At 40.1% G+C, this 22,960-nt stretch carries 21 protein-coding genes; 10 read left to right on the top strand and 11 right to left on the bottom strand.

The window, feature by feature from the left end:
• Positions 1-197: 197 nt before the first annotated feature.
• Positions 198-686, bottom strand: coding sequence for a J domain-containing protein (locus PL8927_RS26870; protein WP_083626971.1), 489 nt, complete (start codon positions 684-686; stop codon positions 198-200).
• A 92-nt stretch (positions 687-778) separates the two neighbouring features.
• Here PL8927_RS26870 and polA point away from each other — a divergent pair, with 92 nt between their 5' ends.
• The gene (gene polA / locus PL8927_RS26875; RefSeq protein ID WP_231506157.1) at positions 779-3,664 is read left to right on the top strand and encodes a DNA polymerase I; all 2,886 of its coding nucleotides are present in this window, start codon (positions 779-781) and stop codon (positions 3,662-3,664) included.
• Positions 3,665-3,741: 77 nt separating this feature from the next.
• Here polA and mazF read toward each other — a convergent pair whose 3' ends face one another.
• On the bottom strand, positions 3,742-4,104 hold the full coding sequence (gene mazF, locus PL8927_RS26880; protein ID WP_083626972.1) for an endoribonuclease MazF: 363 nt from the start codon (positions 4,102-4,104) through the stop codon (positions 3,742-3,744).
• Positions 4,105-4,107: 3 nt separating this feature from the next.
• The gene (locus PL8927_RS26885) at positions 4,108-4,323 is read right to left on the bottom strand and encodes a hypothetical protein (RefSeq protein ID WP_083626973.1); all 216 of its coding nucleotides are present in this window, start codon (positions 4,321-4,323) and stop codon (positions 4,108-4,110) included.
• A gap of 437 nt (positions 4,324-4,760) precedes the next feature.
• On the opposite strand from PL8927_RS26885, the gene PL8927_RS26890 reads away from it, so the two are divergent.
• From PL8927_RS26890 to PL8927_RS26920, 7 genes are all read left to right on the top strand, one after another.
• Complete coding sequence (locus PL8927_RS26890; RefSeq protein ID WP_083626974.1) at positions 4,761-5,180, top strand: hypothetical protein; 420 nt, start codon at positions 4,761-4,763, stop codon at positions 5,178-5,180.
• Positions 5,181-5,229: 49 nt separating this feature from the next.
• Positions 5,230-5,631: a hypothetical protein gene (locus PL8927_RS26895; protein WP_083626975.1), complete on the top strand. Its 402-nt coding sequence runs from the start codon at positions 5,230-5,232 to the stop codon at positions 5,629-5,631.
• A gap of 104 nt (positions 5,632-5,735) precedes the next feature.
• Positions 5,736-6,128 (top strand): VanZ family protein, encoded by a 393-nt coding sequence (locus PL8927_RS26900; protein WP_083626976.1) that lies wholly within the window; start codon positions 5,736-5,738, stop codon positions 6,126-6,128.
• Between the two features lie 147 nt (positions 6,129-6,275).
• On the top strand, positions 6,276-8,678 hold the full coding sequence (locus tag PL8927_RS26905; RefSeq protein ID WP_083626977.1) for a GH116 family glycosyl hydrolase: 2,403 nt from the start codon (positions 6,276-6,278) through the stop codon (positions 8,676-8,678).
• Positions 8,679-8,795: 117 nt separating this feature from the next.
• On the top strand, positions 8,796-10,556 hold the full coding sequence (locus tag PL8927_RS26910; protein ID WP_083626978.1) for an ABC transporter ATP-binding protein: 1,761 nt from the start codon (positions 8,796-8,798) through the stop codon (positions 10,554-10,556).
• A 301-nt stretch (positions 10,557-10,857) separates the two neighbouring features.
• Positions 10,858-11,058, top strand: coding sequence for a hypothetical protein (locus PL8927_RS26915; protein WP_156093350.1), 201 nt, complete (start codon positions 10,858-10,860; stop codon positions 11,056-11,058).
• Between the two features lie 40 nt (positions 11,059-11,098).
• Positions 11,099-11,497, top strand: coding sequence for a hypothetical protein (locus PL8927_RS26920; protein ID WP_083626980.1), 399 nt, complete (start codon positions 11,099-11,101; stop codon positions 11,495-11,497).
• Between the two features lie 21 nt (positions 11,498-11,518).
• On the opposite strand, the gene PL8927_RS26925 is transcribed toward PL8927_RS26920, so the two are convergent.
• Together PL8927_RS26925 and PL8927_RS26930 are read right to left on the bottom strand one after the other, a co-directional pair.
• On the bottom strand, positions 11,519-12,067 hold the full coding sequence (locus PL8927_RS26925; RefSeq protein ID WP_083626981.1) for a cyclic nucleotide-binding domain-containing protein: 549 nt from the start codon (positions 12,065-12,067) through the stop codon (positions 11,519-11,521).
• A 127-nt stretch (positions 12,068-12,194) separates the two neighbouring features.
• Positions 12,195-12,797 (bottom strand): alpha/beta fold hydrolase, encoded by a 603-nt coding sequence (locus PL8927_RS26930; protein ID WP_083626982.1) that lies wholly within the window; start codon positions 12,795-12,797, stop codon positions 12,195-12,197.
• A gap of 93 nt (positions 12,798-12,890) precedes the next feature.
• Here PL8927_RS26930 and PL8927_RS26935 point away from each other — a divergent pair, with 93 nt between their 5' ends.
• On the top strand, positions 12,891-14,375 hold the full coding sequence (locus PL8927_RS26935) for a BCD family MFS transporter (protein WP_083626983.1): 1,485 nt from the start codon (positions 12,891-12,893) through the stop codon (positions 14,373-14,375).
• Here PL8927_RS26935 and cobD read toward each other — a convergent pair.
• The gene (gene cobD / locus PL8927_RS26940) at positions 14,372-15,463 is read right to left on the bottom strand and encodes a threonine-phosphate decarboxylase CobD (protein ID WP_083626984.1); all 1,092 of its coding nucleotides are present in this window, start codon (positions 15,461-15,463) and stop codon (positions 14,372-14,374) included. The two genes, PL8927_RS26935 and cobD, sit on opposite strands and share 4 nt — an antisense overlap.
• Positions 15,464-15,472: 9 nt before the next feature.
• A complete protein-coding gene (locus PL8927_RS26945) occupies positions 15,473-15,778 on the bottom strand; it encodes an HU family DNA-binding protein (RefSeq protein WP_083626985.1) in 306 nt (101 codons plus the stop codon).
• Between the two features lie 676 nt (positions 15,779-16,454).
• Between PL8927_RS26945 and PL8927_RS26950 the strand changes: the two genes are divergently transcribed.
• Entirely contained in the window at positions 16,455-17,327 is an 873-nt protein-coding gene (locus PL8927_RS26950; RefSeq protein WP_197047568.1) for a type IV pilin-like G/H family protein, read from the top strand.
• A 185-nt stretch (positions 17,328-17,512) separates the two neighbouring features.
• Here the strand turns inward: PL8927_RS26950 and PL8927_RS26955 are convergent, their stop codons facing one another.
• From PL8927_RS26955 to pilM, 4 genes are all read right to left on the bottom strand, one after another.
• Positions 17,513-19,846 (bottom strand): AMIN domain-containing protein, encoded by a 2,334-nt coding sequence (locus PL8927_RS26955; protein WP_083626987.1) that lies wholly within the window; start codon positions 19,844-19,846, stop codon positions 17,513-17,515.
• Between the two features lie 116 nt (positions 19,847-19,962).
• A complete protein-coding gene (locus PL8927_RS26960; protein WP_083626988.1) occupies positions 19,963-20,760 on the bottom strand; it encodes a pilus assembly protein PilO in 798 nt (265 codons plus the stop codon).
• Positions 20,757-21,596 (bottom strand): PilN domain-containing protein, encoded by an 840-nt coding sequence (locus PL8927_RS26965; RefSeq protein WP_083626989.1) that lies wholly within the window; start codon positions 21,594-21,596, stop codon positions 20,757-20,759. The genes PL8927_RS26960 and PL8927_RS26965 overlap by 4 nt, the downstream gene beginning before the upstream one ends.
• Positions 21,597-21,640: 44 nt before the next feature.
• Complete coding sequence (gene pilM, locus PL8927_RS26970) at positions 21,641-22,732, bottom strand: type IV pilus biogenesis protein PilM (protein WP_083626990.1); 1,092 nt, start codon at positions 22,730-22,732, stop codon at positions 21,641-21,643.
• Between the last annotated feature and the right edge of the window lie 228 nt (positions 22,733-22,960).

A 22,960-nucleotide genomic window follows, 5' to 3' on the forward strand; every position in this document is an offset into this window, starting at 1 on the left:
CTAATCCGAATAAACTCCCGGTTCCCAGTTTGGCTCTGGAGCGAAACAGAGCATCTAAAATAATTCCTAACATCAATCCCATAATTGTTCCAAAACACCCCCCAAAAACCGAACCTAACCAATTTCCGGTGCGGTTTCCGGCGACAAGCCCCGCAATAGCCGCAATTCCCATCACCGCTAATAGCCCAATTATCCCTTTAGAGGCGGTTTCTGAACCCGCCATCGCCCCTNGAAGAATCAGAATCCTCACTAGCGACCAGGGTAACAGTAAACCAAGCGATCAGGGCAACTATTCCCACCCAAAAGGGGATCTTCAAAGTGCTTAAAATCCAAGTGATTACGGTATAACAGACAAATACCCCCGTTAACCAACCCACAGGAATTGTTGGGGAAGTAGGGGGAGGCGGGGAAGCCGGGGATACAGGGGGAGGCGGGGAAGCCGGGGATACAGGGGATACAGAGGGAGCAGGGGATACAGGGGGAGGGTTACTGAGATAGGTTTTTAAGGTTTCGTAAGCTTGGCTAATTTGTTTAAATTTTTCTTCAGCTTGAGCTTGTAAGGGAGAATTTTGGGGATAGCGATCGGGATGCCAAATTAACGCCTGATAGCGATAGGCTTGTCTCACTTCCTCTAAGGAGGCTCCAGGTTTTAGCTCTAAAATTTTATAGTATTTTTCGATCTCCACGTTTGAAATCTGTTGATCTTTTCTTATTTTGACCTACAAAGGGAGAAGACAGATCGCTAAAATAGGGATTGTATTGCGCTTGGATTAAAACAGTGTTGGAACATCCTCTATTGCTTTTGGTTGATGGTCATTCGTTGGCGTTTCGTTCCTATTATGCCTTTGGGAAAAGTCGCCAAGGGGGGTTACGCACCTCAACGGGTATTCCGACGAGCGTTTGTTTTGGGTTTTTTAAGTCGTTATTAGATGTAATGGCGAGTCAAAAACCGGATTATTTAGCGATCGCTTTTGATTTAAAAGACCCAACCTTTCGTCATGAAGCGGATGAAAACTACAAAGCAGATCGAACGGAAACCCCTCAAGATTTTATTGAGGATATACTAAATTTACAAGGGTTATTACAAGCCTTAGATTTAAGCATTGTCACGGCTTCGGGTTATGAAGCGGATGATATTTTAGGAACGTTAGCGAGCCGAGGAAGTCAGGAGGGATATCGGGTTAAAGTTTTATCGGGAGATCAGGATTTATTTCAATTAATTGATATTGAAAAACGGATTAGTATTTTACATTTGGAACCGGGAAAAGGTAGCAGCACTACAGAATTTTTGGCTCAACAGGTTTATGATAAATTACAGATTTATCCCCATCAAGTCATTGATTATAAAGCCTTGTGTGGGGATAAATCCGATAATATTCCAGGGGTGAAAGGCATTGGCAAAACAACAGCCGTTAAATTATTAGCAGAATATGGTTCTTTAGAAAATATCTATGCCCATATTGAGGAAATTAAAGGCGCAACTCGCACAAAATTAGAGGAAGGAAAAGCCGATGCGGATCATTCTCAAACCTTGGCGCGAATTATTCAAGATGTGCCCTTAGAGGTTGCTTTAGAAAATTTGAAATTGCAAGGGTTTGATCAAGGTAAAATTCAACCAATTTTAGAACATTTACAATTGCAAACATTTTTAGATAAAATTAATCAAATTCAAAAGCAATTTAAAGGAAATATTCAACCCGAAGTATCTGAACCTTCGGTTAATATCGAGGAAGATACAAGTTTTTATACCAGGGAAGAAACGGAAATTGATCGACAAAAAAAATTAGAAAATAGTCCCAAATCTCAAATTCAATTACGTTTAATTCAAACCTCAGAAGCCTTAGAACAGTTAATTGATATTTTAAAAAGTCATACTGATCCTAACTTTCCTGTTGCTTGGGATACGGAAACAACCTCTTTAGAACATCGAGAAGCGGAATTAGTGGGAATTGGTTGTTGTTGGGGAACAGAGCCAACGGATGTGGCTTATATTCCATTAAATCATACTCAAGGAACGAATTTAGAAAAAACTCAAACCTTAAATCTTTTACGTCCGATTTTAGAAAGCGATCGCTATCCGAAAACCTTTCAAAATGCTAAATATGATCGATTAATTTTTAGAGTTCATGGGATAGAATTAAAAGGAGTTGTCTTTGATCCGATGTTAGCAAATTATGTATTAAATCCTGAAGATAATCATAATTTAATTGATTTAACCCGAAAATATTTAGGTACAGAATTAATCGCGCCGAGCTATAAGGAATTAGTACCCAAAGGAAAAACTATTGCAGATATTAATATTGCTCAAGTAGCCGAATATTGTGGAATGCAGGTTTATGTCACTTTTCAATTAGTGGATAAAATTAAAGCAGAATTTATAGATAAACCTCAATTATTGAAACTTCTAACAGAAGTTGAACAGCCTTTAGAATGTGTTTTAGCCGATATGGAATATTGGGGAGTGCATCTGGATATTGAATACTTACAGACCTTAGCCGAACAATTAGATAAACAGTTAGAAAGTATTGAAAATCAAGCTTATAAACTAGCGGGAGAAACCTTTAATTTAGGTTCGCCTAAACAACTCAGTAAACTTTTATTTGAAACGTTAGGATTAGATATAAAAAAAACCCGACAAATTAAAACAGGATATTCAACGGATGTGAATGTTTTAGAAAAATTACAAGGAGATCACCCCATTATTGATATAATATTAGAACATCGAACCTTAGCTAAACTGAAGTCAACTTATGTGGATGCTTTACCGACATTAGTTGATTCACAACAACAAATTCATACCAGTTTTAACCAAACCATTACCGCAACGGGACGGTTATCTTCTTCTAATCCTAATTTACAGAATATTCCGATTAAAACTGAATTTTCTCGAAAAATCAGAAAAGCATTTACGACCGAACCGAACTGGTTATTAGTTTCAGCAGACTATTCTCAAATTGAACTCAGAATTTTAGCCCATTTAAGTCAAGAACCGATTTTATTAGAAGCCTATCAAAATAATCAAGATGTTCATACGGTGACGGCTAAGTTATTATTTGAAAAAGAAACCGTAACATCGGAAGAAAGACGATTAGGGAAAACGATTAATTTTGGGGTAATCTATGGAATGGGGGCGCAACGATTTGCGCGAGAAGCAAAAGTAAGCAGTGCAGAAGGTAAAATATTTATTGAACGCTTTAACCAACGCTATTCCCAGGTTTTTGCGTATTTAGAATATGTTAAAAAACAAGCCATTTCTCAAAGATATGTCGAAACGATATTAGGACGAAGACGTTATTTTGAATTCCAAGGAAGCAGTCTTCAAGGGTTAAAAGGAGTTGATATAAATTCGATTAATTTAACTCAATTAAGTAAAAAAATGGGTCAAAATGATTCCCAACTCTTAAGAGCCGCTGCTAACGCTCCCATTCAAGGTTCGAGTGCTGATATTATTAAAATGGCGATGGTACAAGTGCATCAACTTTTAACCCAATATCAATCTCGATTAGTATTACAAGTTCATGATGAATTAGTCTTTGAAATTCCTGAGACGGAATGGGAAGAAATTCAACCTAAAATTAAGAACATTATGGAGCAAGTGCTTCCCTTAAGTGTGCCTTTGGTTGTCGATATTCACGCTGGACAGAATTGGATGGAAGCGAAGTAATGATGCTTTTACGATTATCGTAGCTACTGAGTTTTTCTGGAGTAAGATCGACATTTTCTAAAGTCATATTTATTGAACTAAATTTCTATTTCAGGTAATAGGTTCATTAATTTAGCCACGACTTGAACTAGGACTTCTGGAGGCATTTTACAAGCAAACTCTGCTTGTCTTGCTTGCCAATCAAATGATTTAATTTGATCGGCTAAAACAACTCCTGATACTGCCAATCCTTCGGGAATTGGTACTTCAAAAGGATAACCTTTTATTCGGCTAGTAATTGGACAGACTAAAGCTAGTCTAACTCGACGATTATATGTTGTTTTTGAGATAACAATAGCTGGACGGCGACCAGCCTGTTCCCTGCCCATTTGCGGAATAAAGTCAATCCAAATGATATCACCTTGACGGGGAATATACAACTGAGAATCATCGGATTTCATATATTATGTTTCCAGTCCAATCTCACTATGGATGCTATCAGGTTTGATTGCTGCTAATAATTGATTCAATTGACTCTCTTTTTGAATTAAACAAGGTAATTTAGCAGCAATAATTTGAATAGCTAAATATTCTATTGATTCTTCTTTTAGGTCAGCTAGTAAAGAGAGTTGCTCAAAAAGGGTTTCCGAAATTTCTAATGTTACTTTGTGGCTATTCATTTAACACCTACTTATTTCGTAATCTACCAGTTTTCAAATGAATAATGTACAGATTAAAGATTATTTACCCGATCAATACTATATATGAATTATAACCCCGGCTCGGTCAAATCGTAATTTTCACGGTGAAATTGAACATAATTCCGGCTTTGCGTAGGACTATAAAAATGAAACAGCCCTGGGGGGGTATCCTGGGGGAGGGGTATCGAGGCAGAAGTACATAACAAGTATTAAGAAACGTAAATGTTATGTAACGAGTTGTCAAAACCACTTTTATTATGCAATGACTTGGGTTATTGTATACCTATACACAGAAAAGCCCACAAACAATGTGTTCTCAAAGACTGACCATTGCAATCCCAGGCTCCTTGTATGAGCGGTTGCAGCACGTCAAAAAAGACATCAACATATCTGGCTTGTGCCAGGAGGCGTTGAATATGGCAATTACATTAAAAGAAACCCAAGCTCAAACTCCAATTCAAACCCAAACTTTCGACCGGAAACAGTTAATTGAACGGTTGAAACTCGGAAAAAAACTGTTAACGGCGCAGATTAGAGAACAAGGCTGTCAGTTAGGCTTAAAATCAGCCCTGAGTCTTTCCTATACAGAATTCCAACGGATTGAATATCTTCATCGAGGTCATGCTAGAATCTGCGCTAGTTCATTTGCAGATATGTGGCAATGGTTAGCGTCTCGTCAAACAGACAATTCCATGCAATTTGTAGATGACGAATTAAGCGAACTTATCCCTCTAAATGAGGAAAATAAAACGATTTTTGTTGAAGGTTGGATTGAAGGAGTATTATCGATTTGGAATCAAATTAAAGACGAAGTGAATGATGCAGATTTAGACTAAAATTTGCCGATTAATTAACAAAGATAGCAGCAGCCGGGAGGCTTTGAACATGGCTATTTGTCTCCAAGAACAAATCGTTGGATATTTTGATTCTGAATCGCTGGTACAACGGCTACGTCAGGAAAAAAAAGAGGTATTAGAACAAGTCCGAGAACAAGGATTTAACTTTGGCATTAAATCTGCCAGTAGCCTTTCTTATCCAGAATTTCATCGGATTGAATGTCTGAGCGTTGCAGGTGTAAATACAGACTCTGAAGCTTTTGCTGAAATGTGGGAGTTATTAGACTCTCGCCACTATCAAAAAGAGATGCGATTAGACAAGGGTGCAGTCAGCAATCTTTTACCCTGTGATGATGATAATAAGGCAGCTTTTGTGAACAGTTGGATGGCGGGTGTTTTATTGGTTTGGAATCAAATTAAAAACCAAGTAGATGAAGAAGCAATCCAATAATTCCAGGTGGAGACGCAAGATTTTGCGTCTCTACTGTTAATCATCCGAAATTCTCCAGGAGGCGGTGGTAGATTTAGGGTAATTCCTCAATCAATCAGTTAACAATGAACCGATTTCAAAAATCTTGGAGAATTGCCTGCCTCCTCTATTTCCTGATGTTATTATTAATTGTAATTACAGCAGATTTGGGGAATTTACCTTATTATTGGTTAGAAAAACTTCCCTTTTATGATGTTTATGGACACTTTATTTTATATGGAATTGCATCTGTCCTCAGCCATCAAGCATTAGGAAGACAGAAGCTTGTAATTTATAACATTTTTCTTCCCTTGGGGCCATTTTTATTTGCCCTAGTCACAATTGCAGAAGAAATGATGCAAACTCTTTTTCCGAGTCGTACCTTTAGTTTACTCGATTTAAGCGCAAGTTTAATCGGGATTATTGTATTTTACTATATAGGAGAATTATGTTACTATTTTTATTATAAAAATCACTAAAATTTGCTCAAATTATAATCATCAAATAAAATTACTCTTGCTTGTTGAACTTGATTGTGAGAAAATCCCAAAGATTCCAAGGGTGAATTTCGTTCTATAATAAAACGTTTGAAGTTCACTCAATCTCACAGAATTATCCTTAACGGCATGAGCAATCAAAGCCCCATTCCCAATATTCCTGATTATACTTGGAGTCGTCCCATTGGTTTAGGCTGGGAAAAACCCTATACGGTTCGTTACGCCAGTAATTTAGATGATGGCCCTTGGCACGGAATGCCTTTAGGGGGGTTGGGTGCAGGTTGTATTGGACGTTCTTCACGCGGAGATTTTAACCTTTGGCATTTGGACGGGGGTGAACATATTTTTCGGACAATTCCCGCTTGTCAATTTAGCGTTTTTGAAGAAATAAACGGTCATAAAAAAGCTTATGCTTTATCAACAGAACCCCCAGAAGATGGGAGTTTATCGGCGTGGAATTGGTATCCTAATCCTACAAATTATCCTGAACAAACGGGAACCTATCATGCGTTATATCCCCGCAGTTGGTTTGTTTATGAAAATGTCTTTTCTGCACAATTAAGTTGTGAACAATTTTCTCCGATTTGGGCTAAAAACTATCAAGAAAGTAGTTATCCGATTGCAATTTTTGAATGGATTGCTCATAATCCAACGGATGAACCGATTACCTTAAGTATTTTATTAACTTGGGAAAATACAATAGGATGGTTTACTAATAGTTTAGCCAGTCCAGAAGTCACCGTTAGAGATGATGGGAGTCCGGTTTATGAATATCAACCTCGCTGGGGAAAAAGTGCAGGAAATGTGAATCGATTAGTTGAAGATTTTCATCGCATTGGCTGTTTAATGACTCACCCAAGCACTAATGAAGAAGTGCAGGAAGGGGAAGGACAAATAGCGATCGCAACGATTATAAATCCTGCGGTTGAAGTGTATTATCAAACCCGTTGGAACCCCACAGGAAGCGGAGAAGACATTTGGCATTGTTTTTCAGAAGATGGCACACTATTAGATCAAGAAAGTGAACATCCCGCTAAAGAAGGTGAACAACTTGCCGTTGCTTTAGCGGTTAAATTTACAATTAGACCGGGAAAAACTCGCAAGATTCCCTTTTATTTATCCTGGGATTTACCCGTTACAGAATTTGCATCAGGGATTAATTATTATCGACGTTATACTGATTTTTTTGGTCGCAATGGTCACAATGCTTGGTCAATGATTCGCACGGCGATGAAACATTCTGACACTTGGCGAGAACAAATTGAACTTTGGCAAAATCCAATTTTACAGCGTCAAGATTTACCGAATTGGTTTAAAATGGCGCTGTTTAATGAGTTATATTTACTCACTGATGGGGGAGCGATTTGGAGCGCGGCGGATGAACGTGATCCTATCGGTCAATTTGGGGTTTTAGAATGTTTAGATTATCGTTGGTATGAAAGTTTAGATGTACGATTATATGGATCATTTTCTTTATTAATGTTATGGCCGGAGTTAGAAAAATCGATATTAATTGCCTATTCTCGTGCGATTTCTCAAGGAGATAATACGCCTCGAATTATTGGTTATAATCAAGCCTCTGCTATTAGAAAAGCCGTAGGTGCAACTCCCCATGATTTAGGGGCACCAAATGAACATCCTTGGGAAAAAACCAATTACACCAGTTATCAAGATTGTAATCTCTGGAAGGATTTATCCTGTGATTTTGTTCTGCAAGTTTATCGAGATTTTCTATTAACGGGGGGAACAGATTATGAGTTTTTAAAAGATTGTTGGTCAGCAATGGTTGAAACCTTGGATTATCTCAAAACTTTTGATTTAGATCAAGATTCAATTCCTGAAAATAGCGGTGCACCGGATCAAACTTTTGATGATTGGAGATTACAGGGAATTAGTGCCTATTGTGGGGGGTTATGGTTAGCGGCATTAGAAGCGGTAATTGCTATGGGGAATACCTTAGAAAAAGCGGGATTATCTGAAACAGTTCAACCTGATCCTAAAACGGTGATTTCTACCTATCAAACTTGGTTAGAAATAGCTAAACCTCTCTATCATCAAACCCTCTGGAATGGTCAATATTATCGTTTAGATAGTGATAGTGGTTCTGATGTGGTTATGGCAGATCAATTATGTGGTCAATTCTATGCTAGATTATTAGGATTGCCGGATATTGTTCCCCCAGATTGTACAATTTCGGCATTAAAAACGGTTTATGATTCCTGTTTTAAAAAGTTTCATAATGGACAATTTGGCGCAGCGAATGGTGTTAGACCGACTGGAAAAGCGGTTAATCCTCAAGATACCCATCCTTTAGAAGTTTGGACAGGAATTAATTTTGGGTTAGCTGCCTTTTTATTACAAATGGGAATGAAAGCAGAAGCGTTAGAATTAACGGAAGTTGTAGTTAAACAAATCTATGAAAATGGCTTACAATTTCGGACTCCAGAAGCGATTACAGCCGTTGGAACTTTCCGCGCTAGTCATTATTTAAGAGCTATGGCAATTTGGGCAATTTATTACCAATATTTGTAACCACAAAGACACGAAGACACGAAGAAGGATAATTCAAGTGAAGTTTTTTCCTCCGGTGTTCCCTGTTCCCTGCTCTAAAATATGATAGGTTAAAAAAGGCGTTTTGATGAGCACAACTTGAACCAAAAACAATCCTCTAGTTACTGGGAATTAATTCCTTATATTCGCACTCAAGGACAAACCATTGCCAAAGCGCTCGCGTGTACTATTGCTTTTACGGTATTTTGGCCGTTATTAGCGTGGTTAGCCGGACAAATGGCGGGATATATTGGTCAGGGAAATGTGACCGCTATTGCTCAATTAGCAGGGGTGGCGGCGGTTGTTTTCCTGGTGCGGGGAACGGTACAATATGGTCAGGATACCCTGATGGCAAAAGCCGCGTTAACGATTTCTCTGGAGTTAAGAAAACAGGTTTATCGTCATTTACAAGGGCTGAATATTGGCTATTTTGAAACGGCAAAAACAGGGGATCTCGCCTATCGTCTGACGGAAGATATTGATCGAATTGGCGAAGTGATTAATAAATTTTTTCATCAATTTATTCCCTGTATTTTGCAGTTAATTGTGGTTTTGGGATATATGATTTATCTCAATTGGCAATTAACCCTCGCTACGTTAATTATAGCACCGTTTATGGCGGTGTTAATTGGTTGGTTTGGAGAAAAATTATTAATCTTTACTCGCCATAGTCAAAACCGAGTTTCTAATTTAGCTTCTTTATTAACAGAAGTGTTTAGCGGAATTCGTTTAGTCCAAGCGTTTGCGGCTGAAGAGTATGAAATTAATCGCTTTAGTTTAGAAGCGGAACAAAACCGTAAAGCTAAATATTTAGCTGAACAAATTAAAGCGTTGCAATTTGTGGTTGTTGGCTTTTTAGAAGCCATGAGTGTAATTTTGTTATTCTTTTTAGGAGGATGGCAAATTTCCCAAGGTAATTTAACCGGAAGTGGGTTTATTAGTTATATTGCGGCGGTGGCGTTATTAATTGATCCGATTTCCTTAACCACCAGTAATTATAGTGATTTTAAACAGGGTCAAGCGTCTTGCGATCGCATTTTTGAACTGTTAGCAGTGCAACAAACTGTGGTCGAAAAACCCAATGCTTTTATTTTACCTCATGTCACCGGAAAAGTCGAATATTTTAATGTTAATTTTGCTTATCCTAAAACCGATTTTTCCCAGAGTCAAGAAGACAATAAACCCGTTTTAGAAAATTTGAATCTATTGGTTAAATCAGGGGAAATGGTGGCTTTAGTGGGGCCGTCAGGAGCCGGAAAAACAACATTAGTGACTTTATTACCGCGATTTTATGATCGCCAGTCAGGAACGATTAAAATTGATGATATTGATATTCAAGATGTGACTTTAAAAAGTCTACGGCGACAAATTGGAATTGTCCCTCAAGATATTACCTTATTTTCAGGAACTATTGCTCAAAATATTGCTTTTGGTCAAGCTTATTATGAATTAACAGATGTGGAAGCCGCCGCCAAAATAGCTAATGCGGATGAGTTTATTCGGCAGTTTCCGAATGGATATCAAACTATTGTTGGAGAACGAGGAGTGAATTTATCGGGAGGACAGCGACAACGAATTGCGATCGCTAGAGCCGTTTTATTAAACCCTAGAATTCTAATTTTAGATGAAGCTACATCAGCTTTAGATTCAGAATCAGAGGCGTTAGTTCAAGAAGCTTTAGAACGGTTAATGCAGGATAGAACTGTTTTTATTATTGCTCACCGTTTAGCAACGGTCAGACGTGCTACCCGAATTTTAGTCTTAGAAAAGGGTCAAATTGTGGAATCAGGAACCCATCAAGAGTTATTAGAAAAAGGTGAGCGTTATGCTCAATTTTATGCTCAACAATTTGATTCATAATTACGAATTACGAATTACGAATTACGAATTATATTCCATCCTTTAATGTTAGCCACAAATACTTGATCGGGTGGCTAATCACTTTTTTCTATCCCCTATTCCCTATTTTCTTTTTCCCTCTGTTCCCTGTTCCCTGTTCCCTGTTCCCTGTTCCCTATTCCCTATTCCCTATTCCCTATCCTGAGATAGAGGAAAAATCTCAAACTATCTTTCAATATTGATCCAGACTTAAAACTGTCCTTATTGAGTGGTAAAATATTGTTATTCCAGCTAACTTAATTTTAATCGAATGGTTTTAATTATGCTGCAAGAACCCCAGATAATGCCTCCTTTCTACCGCCAATCTCAGCAAAGACGACAACGCCTTGAAAAAATAGAACAAATGTTAACTGAAATTCATGAACGCTTGAATACGATGAGCGAGGAGAACCGTAAGCTCATAGAAACCCTAGGGTTTAATACTCAAATAGATTGGATTCAGAAAAAGTTAGCTCAATTATGAAACGCCAAATAGGAGTAAAAAGGGAGGAGGTAGAAAGGAAATGGGATTAAACCCTTCGCCAGATGATGCAATTTTTAACGCTCAAGTGCAAAAATTACATCGACTCACCGTTTATACTCGATGGTTTGTGATTGCGATATTATGGTTAACAGTAGCACCTTTGAGTTTGTGGGCGTTGCGAGGAGAAATTGCTCTTTGGCAAAACTATTTTACTTGGTCTGCGGTTCGCTATGGTTTAGCTTATAACCGCTTTGCAGCAATGGGTTTGGGGTTGTGTATTGGTCTAACAATAGCAACGTTAGTTTGGCAGAGTCGCAATATTTTATTCGGGGTTTCTCCCGCCTATCAACACCGTTTAGAACAGCAAGTCATGAAAATTATTAAACAGGGGCCGACTCATCCCTTTTGGAAGTGGGTGATTTCCACGAAGGACGAGTAATTATGTTCCGATTCTGTTCAGTTAACTCAGATTTTGAACTAACCAGTTAAATTTAGCTTGAGCTAAAACTAAAAATTCCTTTGTATGTTCACTGAGTTCTTCGGGCTCCGGTTCATCGATTTCATATTCTGAAAAATCATCGTAACCTAAACGCCGAATTGTTCCGCGCATTCGACTGGCTAAACAAAGTGATAAACCTTGATAAAATCGAGCAGCAAATTTAGAATCACTGTGAATTTTATTATTGAGTTCAAATCGAGAAATCGCTAAAACTTGAGTAGCTTCTAAGGCTTTAACCGTTGCTAAAGGCGGGCGACTATCAATAAAAGAAATTTCTCCAACAACTTCCCCTTTGGTGATTTTAGCTAATTCTCGGTCTTCATTTGCACCGATAACCACTGTTAACAACCCATTCAATACGAAATAGAGGGCATTAATCGGACGTCCTTCATAAATCAACCTTTCCCCTGGGGGAAGTTTTTCTATTTTTGCTTTATTGATAATCCAGCGTAGATCATCATCACTGAGTCCGCCTAAAAGAAAAAGTGCTTTTTCTGTCTTTTGGGTCATTTTTAAATAGTATTCCTATTAGTAATTAAGAGACAACCTTGTTGAATCTCAGCTTGAGTATATGACTCTATTCTGCTGAGAAAGCGAACAAGAATCAACTCCCAAAAACTGTATGAATAAAGTTTTATCAATTGGGGTTGACACCGTTCACAAAATCTATGAAATGTGTATGAAACTTCTGAGTTGCTTTCATGTAGCAAGCATGACCCGCTTGTTCTAAAATAATGGTCTGCACATTTAACATGAACTGCTGAAGTAACTCCGCATGATCCAATGAAACAATTTTATCATCACTTCCCCACATTGCTAACGTTGGCAGCGAAATTCCTTGCAAATGTTCTGCCATCTGAGGTATTTTAACCGGAGCAACAGCCACAAACCCCCGTAAACGGTCTGAATGTTGAGCGATAAAGGGTAAACTATAATTTCCACTCATCGAAGGAGAGACTAGCACACAGTTGGATAAGTTCAGACCGTCAATAATCTCTATTAAAAAGCTAACTGGATTACCAGAGAAGGATTCAGATTCACCATATCCGGGGAGATCAACCGCAACAGCATGATCATGGTTTTGGCTAATCAATTCTAAGGTGCCAATATCTTGCCAAGTTTGAGCTTTAAAACTGGCTCCATGAAGCAAAAGAATCGATGAATTTTGGGGATCTCCTGCTTCTAAAAAATGAATGTTTGCACCTCGAATTTTGATAAATTTGGATAAAATTTTAGGCATATTTGATCAAAGAAGATTATAATTTTAATCAAACTTGAAATCAACAACTCATTCTATTATAATGGTAAATTACGGCTTAGTCTAATCAGAATTATGCAAATCGATGATTCCTCCGAGCAATTCCCTCCTTCTAATCCCTTAGATGGCAAACCATTACCTTCGCTGAATTTGTTTACCATGTTTCGCTTAGGTCTGTATCAAATGGGGTTAGGGATTATCTCTCTACTCGCCTTGGGTGTGATTAACCGCATCATGATTGATGAGTTAAAAGTTCCGGCGTTAATTGCGGCGGGAGCAATTGCGATGCACCAATTAGTTTCTCCGGCTAGGGTGTGGTTTGGTCAGATGTCTGATGCTAAACCTTTATGGGGATATCATCGCAGTAGTTATGTATGGATGGGGTTAGTTTTATTCACCAGTGCGTCATTTTTAGCGATTCAAGTAGTTTGGCAGTTAGGTGCTAGTATTCAAGCTAACGGATTCAATGGTGTTGCTTATTTATGGGCGGGTTTATTAGCCTTAATTTTTGCTGGATATGGTTTAGCGTTAAGTGCAAGTTCAACACCGTTTACAGCTTTATTATTTGATGTTTCTGATGAAGATAATCGTTCCAAATTAATTAGCATTGTTTGGTCAATGTTGATGGTGGGTATTGTGATTGGGGCGATAATTAGTTCCAAAATTCTCCATCGTCCTGAACTCTGTGGTACAGCTATTTTAACGAATAAGCCAACCGTCACGGAAACGGCTACAAATTTATCTCAATTACAAGCTTCTGTCACCCCGTTATTTATTATTATACCCTTAATGGTAATCGGTTTATGTTTTTTAGCCACAGTGGGAATTGAACGTCGGTTTTCTCGCTACAAAATTCGCTCCACTATTGTCGAACGTGAAGATCAAATTACGTTAAATCGCGCCCTGAAAATTTTAACCGCCAGTCGCCAAACGGGGTTATTTTTTAGCTTTTTATTGGTGATGACGATTAGCTTATTTATGCAGGATGCTGTTTTAGAACCCTATGGGGGTGAAGTCTTTGGAATGTGTGTCTCGGAAACGACTAAATTAAATGCGTTTTTTGGGATAGGAACGTTAATGGGAATTGCTTCAACGGGATTTTTAATTGTTCCTCGTATCGGTAAAAAAAATACGGTCAAAATGGGTTGTATTGGAGTCGCAATTTGTTTAGGATTATTTATTATGGCGGGTTTTACTGCTAACCCTGGGTTTTTAAAAGGGGCGTTATTATGCTTTGGTTTAAATTCGGGAATTCTAACAGCCGGAGCGATTAATTTAATGTTAGATTTAACCTTAGCGGAAACGGCCGGAACTTTTATTGGAGCTTGGGGTTTAGCTCAAGCTATGGCGCGAGGAATTGCAACGGTTTTAGGCGGGGGGATTTTAGATTTGGGACGGGCTATCTTTCAAGTTCCCTTATTAGCCTATAGCACTGTTTTTACTATACAAGCTATTGGCATGATCTTGGCAATTGGATTATTAAATCGGGTGAATATTGCCGAATTTAACGCGACAGCAAAACAAGCGATCGCAACGGTATTAGAACAGGAATTTGATTAGGAGGTGATTAATGTTAACGCCTGAATTAATCGTTGATTTTCGGCGGGTTTTCTAACCGCAACGCGGAAATAGCGATCGCCCAAACTCGGAAAACTTAAACAGTCTCGAATTAAAATTCGATGCTGTTTTAACAAATTTAATTGTAGTTTAGAAACAGAATAATCTGATTCTATAAAGATAAAATTAGCTACACTGGGATAGGGTTTTAACCCCGATATATTAGCTAAACCTTGATAGAGTTGGGGGCGAGATTGTTCTAACCAATTCCAGGTTTGCTGTTGAAATTTTTCATCTTCTAAGACAGCAATTCCCGCCGCCTCCGCTAAACTATTCACAGGCCAAGGATCGCGCCACCGTTGCCATTTTTGTAAGCGTTGGGGATGGGCGATCGCATATCCTAAACGTAACCCCGGTAAACTATAGAATTTCGTTAGCGATCGCAAAATCACTAAATTTTCATATTCCTTCACCCAAGAGACTAAACTTTGCTGTTGGTTGGGTCGTAAAAAATCCATAAACGCCTCATCAACTACCACCAAAGCAAACTTTTTCAGTGCTTCTAATAAAATCTGACTAGAAAACAATCTTCCGGTGGGGTTATGGGGGTTATTAATTAATAATCCTGAGCGAGAATTCAACGGTTGAGGCAGAGTCAAATCAACATCAACAGCAGAAATTGAAAGCGGACACTCAACTACATTCCCATCAAAAGTGTTGAGTGTCCGCCAATAGTCCCCAAAGGCAGGAGTCAGTAAATAGATCGCATCTAACTGCGCTAGTTCCCGTCCAGCCCAGGTGAGTAACTCCGCTGCTCCATTCCCCGGTAAAATCCAATCCGCTTCTATGGACTCATGCAACATTTCGCCGTTTACCTGGGTAGCGATCGCTTGTCTCAATTGTCTATAGTCAGGATTAGGATAAACGTTCAAATCCCTAAGATGGCCTTTTATGGCAGTTAGGGCAGACACAGGCGGCCCCCAAGGATTAATACTGGCGGAAAAATCCAGAATATCCAAGGGAGAGCAGTTGGCTACGGTCGCAGCCCAAATTAAATTTCCCCCGTGTTGGGGTGAATGGGTTGCTTCCACGCCTAGGAATTAATCCTCCTCATCTTCTGAATCTGCTTGGGAGGGAGCAACTTTTTCCTTGAACAGTTTCCCAGCAGAAAAAGCCGGGACTTTGGTTGCTGGAATTTCCATTTTCTCACCGGTTTTGGGGTTACGACCCTCACGAGCTTTGCGTTCGCGTGACTCAAAGGAACCAAAGCCAACCAGTGTCACTTTATCTTGATTGGAAACTGCTTCCATGATCGTATCTAAAGCTGCCGTCAATACTGCATCAGCTTGTTTTTTGGTCACACTGGCCCGTTCTGCTACGGCATCCACTAATTCACCTTTGTTCATCTGAGTTTCTACTCCTTAAGGTTGGCTTGAAGCAATCGACAGCAGAAGCTGTTAAAAGCTGAGTTCAGGGAACAGAAGGGCTAGGTGCAGTACCACAACTGGCTATGCCTAACCCCCTATCTAACCTGTTAGGGGCGGGGTCTCCCCACCCAAAACTGCAAAGTCATTCTGCTTAGGGTAAATCTTGGCAACAAAATTTTAATTTCTAAACGCTGCGATCCCTACAGAATCTAATTCGCAATGATTTATTCTAAGGGGTATGTACCCAATAGGGAAGACTTAAACCCATAATTTATAGAGATTCAGGACTGACGCAACTGGAACAGGGATGTCGCGCTCCCAAGCCTGAGCAGCAGATCAGTCAACTTGCTTTTGGGGAGTAAAAAAGCAAGAAACCCCTTCGAGAGAGAATTGTAGCCTTTATAGCTGGGTTCTCTTTCCCTAATTAAGAAATGCTAAGAGAATCCAAAAGTCAAACAAGACTTGGGGCCAAACAATCAGGAAAATCCTGATGCTTTTAGGGGAAATCATCTCATGGGGTTTAAATTTGCTATATTGAATAACATTCTTGACAATTGCCTCAGTCTAACATCATTTTTATTCAGTTATGTCAATTTATTTATCGAGCTTAAAAAGAGGAGTAAAAAAGCTGATACTTACCCCTAAACAAACATCGATGATCATCTCAACCATCGTCTTAACTTTAATGGGTTTGACCGTCGAGAGTTTATGGCTAAAACCAACAATTTCAAGTGTAATGTTAGCGGCTCAACCCCAGGAGGTAGATGCTCAAAAAATTGTTGGGAAATGGCAAGTTCCTACTCATCTTTCATCCGGTATTATATTTACAGGGGAAGGAAAAGTTTATATTTTTACAACGCCGATTGAAGCCCTAGAATTACAATATACAATAGATCCTAATTTTAGACCCGGATTTATGATTTTTCGTGATGCGGAAGGGAAAATTGTAGGCACCGCAATTTTTGAATTTACTGAGACGGGAGAATTGCAATTAGACTTAAATATTAGTGGAGAGGAACAACCTGCTATTACAACTTTTCACTCTCAACCTCTACTCTTTAAAAAAACGTCTGATAGTTCTAGAATTCCAACTTCAGTCACGATAAAGACTCCAACAGCATCAGAATTGAAGGAACAAGCCGATCAAGATACACAATCAGAAGCAAAACAGTATATTGAAATTATGAACCGAGGTCATCAAACGAGTTATGCTCAATATAATATGTTTAAACCTAATTTAGAAGAATTTGTTAAAGGTCTGCCTGTGGAAACCCGAAATTATCTATATAATATTAGAATTATTGATGAAAAAAGTATGGTTCAATCCGTAGCCCAAGCTAAACGGACAGGATTAAAAAGTTATATTGGAATTGTTTATATTATTCAACCTTCACCCGGTAGTAATATCACCACCAAATCAATCCTTTGTGAAAGTAATCAGCCGACCCAGCAACTACCTTCTCAACCGTCTTTCTTTACCAGTCGTGGGGTTAGTTGTCCGGCGGGGTATTCTGTTGTAACGGAGTAAATATTGATCAAAACTAAGGCTGTTCAACAAGACAGAATATTGATCAAATTTATTGAAGTCTGATTAGAAGAGTAAGTAACAAAAGGAGAGAAAGACCAGGAGAAATAATTAACTCCTGACTCCTTCTCTACCATCTGCACAGTCAACTATCTATCAACAGCTAACCGTGAGCACCAACTCCTAACCTAACGTCCTCTCATCATCCGTAAAGCATCGGGACTGGGGTTATATTCATAACCGTAGGGATTGCGATCGCTATCATCCAAAATTTGAGGCGTGACTAATACAATCACTTCCGCCCGTTCACTTTCCTTACTGGTTCTGCGGAATAATGAGCCAATAATGGGTAAATCCCCTAACAGAGGAATTTTGCTGACGGTAGCTCGTTCCTGTTCCTGAATAATCCCCGATAAAATCAAGGTTTGACCATCGCGTAAACGGATTAAACCCGATTCGACCGTCCGGCTGAGAATCTGACGGGCAAAATCACCCCCTCCAGCATCTACCTGATCTCCGGGAGCACTCACAGTGGGGTTAACTCGCAGGGAAACAAACCCGTTATCATCAATCCGTTCCACGTTAACATCCAGGGTTAAACCCACATCTTGAAAGGTAAAATCTTTGCTGTCCCTTGTCCCGGAAACCGTGTCTGTAAAGGTTGTTGTCACTGATTTAACAATTTCTTCAACCAATGCAACTGTAGCTGTTTCACCCTCCTGAACCACTAAGGTTGGATCGGTGAGAATCTTAGCATTACCACTAACAATTTGAGCGGTTAAGGTTGATAAGAACTTGCGAGGATATTGGAAGAAGGGAAAAATACTATTAGTGGTTGAACCTAAAGCGTCAAGTGCCCCAGTTTCTAAATTTCGGGTAAAGGGTTCGTACTCAGAAATCCCGACTTGACCCGGACGAGAGGTAACAGGTGCAATCGGGTCTAAACCAATGCCACCTCCGGGTGCTGTTAAAGGAGTTGTAGACAATCTGTTAGGATCATAAAAAGGAGCCTCACCAGCAAGGGGAGTATTCGGAACAATCGGTCGCCCATTAATCCCACTGGTCGCGGTTGTCCGATTAGGAGGATTAATCCCACCAAAATTAACCGATGCCGCACCTCCATCATTCACAAAGAATGTGTCGTTAATTCCAAAGGAGAAACTGCTACTGGCTGCCTCTTGTCCACTTAAATTGACGTCAACGACTTTAACATTAACGGCTACTTGACGCTGACGTAAATCAAGTTGGGTCAACATGGCTGATGCCGTTTCCACCAAATACGCTGGGCCAACGAGAGTAATAGAATTGAGTCGCTCATCGATAGAGATGGATAATCCTCTCAGGACGAGGGGACTATCGGACTCTTTGGCTGCTAAGGATGTAATTGTGGGTGTTCTGGTCTCAACAAATCTGGAATTAACTCCTGTTCCCACCTCCTCAATACGGACTTGATCGACCTGAATTTGAGTTCCTGCTCCTTGACTACTCAAAAAACCTGCCGCGCTGCTTGCCGGAACCTGATTCAGTCTGATGCTGCGAACAACAATATTACTGGCAGCAGTGGGCAGTTTCACACCAACAAAAATTGTATTTCCGACGCGATTTGCTTGTAATCCACTTAAACGCAAAACATAGTTAAAAACATCCTCAACAGACTCATTTTCAATATCTAAGGATATTTTTCGCCCTAGAATTTGTTTTTCTTCCTGCTCGCTATTGGGTGCTCTGAATTCGCCTAGTGAATCTTTAACCAAATTACTCACGGCTAAGTTCAATCCAGCAGTTCTCGCTAATAAGGCTAAAACATCACTAACCGGGGCATCTCGCAACACTAAACGAGGAATCCGTTGAGTGGTATTAAGCCGAATCACCGGGATTCCGGGGTTAATATTAGAAACAGCCATATCCCCCAATGGTGGCGCAACAGCACGGGGGAGGAAGGGCGGAGCCGCATCAGAGGGACGAGGTGCTCCTTGGGGAACATTCCGACCCTCGATAGTGATGGCCGGATCAGGAACTAATACAGATTGAGAGCCTCTTGGGGCTGGCTGGGCAGTAGATCCAGGAATGGGAGGTGGTGGCGTTACGGCTTGATTCGGAACTTGAGCCACTGCACCGGAGGCCGTACCCAGACTAATCACAATACCTTCGTTAGCTCCTTGTATAATTCGGGCATCGGGGGGACTGTTTACCCCACTCACAATCACCCGGACACTGGTAGGATCAAGTTGAGTCACCACAACCGAGGAAATACCGGGAATTGGATTATTTTGTTGAAAGTTTTGTTTTTGGCCCGGAAGTTGTGTATTAATAATATCCACAACAAAATCATTGCCCCGTCTGACCACAAAAACTTCCGGCCGTTCTCCACTTTTGGTCATTAATACTAGGCCGACTTCCCCGTTCATTTCCACCAGTCGCACATCCTGGACTTGAGTTTGGGCGAATGCTGGGGTTTGTGCCACAATGGCGATCGCAGCAGTGGTTAAAAATCCTGCACTAATTCCTTGAAGTTGTTTCACGTTTCCTCCTCAACACAATATTTAGTTTTGGGTGTTAGTTGTCGGTGATTGCTTAACATCTGATCTGCCAACAGTCAACACCCGTCAACATACAACAACTTGGGCCGAAATTCTACCTACTTAGGAGGTTCGGCTGGAGTTTCCGGCGCTTTGGCGGCTTCGGTAGCAGCCTTAACTTGTTCGGAACTCAAGGGGAGTAACACTTGCAACTCAAAACTGCTTTTTAGCCATCTTTGAGGTTGATTGACAGAGGGAACAAATTTCCCTTGTCGATATTCTCCCTCAATCACTTGAGTTTGATCTCCTAATTGAGTTTTTAAGTTTCTCACCACTAACAGGGGTTGTAATCGTTCTAAGGCCACTAAGAACTGACGAGTCTGATCAAAACTGCCTTGAAACTCCACCTCATACTCCCGTCTTCTGAGTTTGCCATTAACATCTGGCCCCAAGGTACTATCATTGACAATCTCAGCTTCTGGTGTTTCTAATGGAATCGGTTTGAATTGAGAAAGTTTAGCTTGTCTGCGATTATCAATGATCCCAGCATTAATTTTATTAATCTGTTCATTGAGATCAAACAACAAGGTTTCTAAACTAGAATCATCAGCAAATAAAGCCGTAACTGTAGCTCGACGAACTTTAGCATCTACTAAATCTTTTTCAGCTTTAGCACGTTCGCGTAAACGCTGATCTTGTTTCTCAATTTCATCTTGTTTGGTTTTAATATCCTCGCGTAAAGTTTGCCCTTCAGCTAAGGCGGGAAGGACTAATTTATAAATTAAGAAACCTGCTAGTAAGACCCCGACAACTCCGGCCCCAATTCCCATGATTTTAGGCGTCAAGGGAATGCCAAATATAACTGGGCCACCGCCTTCGCCGTCAACGTCTTGAATAAATTCATTCGCTACGGTCATTGCTTAATAACTCCTTTTTCTTCAAGGGTTCTAATTCGATTAACCAGTCCTAAAGCTCCATTTTTTTGAAGTTCAGGTAATAACTCCGAGGCAGTAGCTTGACTGAGATTTGTTTCAATCGTATACTTCACCACTGGTTGTAACTGAGGTTTAACAGTACCCGTATCCGCATTAACTGATTTAGAAACCAGTTGCGTCGGGTTTTCCTCTAATTTAGCCGAAATCAATTTTGTTTTTTCCCCATTAAAAAAGGGAGATTGATTTAGCAATAATACAAAATCATTAATTTGGGTGAAGGAGTTAGCAAGTCCTGAAATTTCTAATTTAGCGGTTTCTGGGTCGGGTGGAGGCGGGGCGGCGGCTTGACCTTCAGCCGGAGTTGGACTCGCTGGTGGAGCAGCAGCAGCAGCCGTTGCGGTAGCCACTGGCTCCGTCTGTTTAATATCAAGAATTCTCACCCCAGCGACTTGCATCAATTCCCCTAATTCTAGGGTGAGTGCTGACCAGGGTTTAATCTGATTAAACACCGTTGCTAAAGCATCCGCTTCTTTATTGGCTTGAGCGGTTTCTGCATTAATTTTATCTAAGGCTTGGACATCGGCTGTTTTTTGTCCCAAGGTGGCAACAAGAGCATCCCGTTCTTTTGTCAGGTCTGCATTTTGCCGACTAAAAATAAACCAAGCTCCTCCAACAATGGCATTCAGGGCTAAAGCCGCCCCTAAACCGATTAAAATCGGAGTCTGGTCAATATTTTGGGTGGGACTGACCTGTCGTCGAACTTCTCGTTCTAATAGATCAGGTCGATCATTCAAAAAGTTGATATCTAAGTTATACATAAATCAGTTGACGGTTGACGGTTTACGGCTCACTGATAAGGGCTTTAGGTCATTCGCATTCCTAATCCTAAAGCCACTCCTAAACTAGCACGTTGTTCTGGAGGAATTTCCCGTTCAAAGGCAAGAGAGAGGGAATCAATGGGATCAACTTGTGTCGCAGGCATCGCTAACCGTTGCATGAAAAACTCATCAAGTTGTCCAATGGCGGCTCCAGGGCCAGTTAATAATAACTGTGCCATTTCTAGTCCGTCACTTTGATTAATATAAAAATCAACGGAGCGACGCAGTTCATCGGCTAATTCGGCAAAAACCTTAATGATGGCATTCGTCCCCGGATTGGGATCGTTTAATGCTCCCATTGTATCAGTCACCGGAAGCGTCATGGCCTGGAGTTCGCTGACATCCCTCCCCGGAGGTAAATTCATGGCACTGTTTAACGCACTTTGAACTTGATAGAGTCCGATGGGAATTGTCCGGTTAAACTGCGGAATTCCATCGACAACGATGGCTAGTTCGGTGCTATCAAATTCAATATCGGCAACAATGGCGGCTTCGGTGGAGGAAAACTGCTCTAACTGACTTTTAAGGGTACGAATTAAAGAAAAATTGCTCACCTCTAATACCGTAACTTTTAAACCCGCTTGAGCAAAGGTTTCCACATAGGTATCAGTGACTTCTTTGCGAGTTGCCACTAACAAAACTTGGACTTTTTCGATGCCATCCTCATCCACAAATCGGCCTAATTTTTGATAATCAACGTCTGCTTCTTCTCTGGGAAAGGGAAGATACAAACCCGCTTCTTGGTTCATGTATTCTTTGAGTTCGTCATCGTTGAGTTCCGCCGGAACCGGAATAATTCGCGTGACAGCTTCCCGTCCGGGTATGGATGTGGCAACGGTTTTTGCCTTAATATTATTATCAGTAATTATAGACTGAATTAACTCCGCCATTGCTGGGGTATCCACAATTTGACCATCTTGGACAATTCCCTCTGGAACAGAAGTTGTTGCCAAGGTGACTAACTTTAATTGTTGACCTTTCTTCCGCAGTTCGACTAGATTAATTCGTTCTGAGGCTAACTCGATTCCAATTCCCGGCTTGCGCTTGGAAAACAGACCTTTTAATAAACTAACCATATTTTTAGGTTTAATGAGCGATTAAGCATTTTAGCTGACCTGTACCCAGAAAGTTAAAATTCCCGATGCTGGGACTCAGAGATAAATTCTCCCCCTATCTTACCCTGTTCGTCCGTCCTCATTGTCCTAGTTTTATGATTATTTTTTTTCTAAAAATTGATCCGTTCGGGCTCAATTTATGTTTTCTTAGATCAAAGCAAACATTTCCGGTTAGGAGTAGATGCAAAC

Source organism: Planktothrix serta PCC 8927, from assembly GCF_900010725.2.
In the GTDB taxonomy this organism is placed as follows: domain Bacteria; phylum Cyanobacteriota; class Cyanobacteriia; order Cyanobacteriales; family Microcoleaceae; genus Planktothrix; species Planktothrix serta.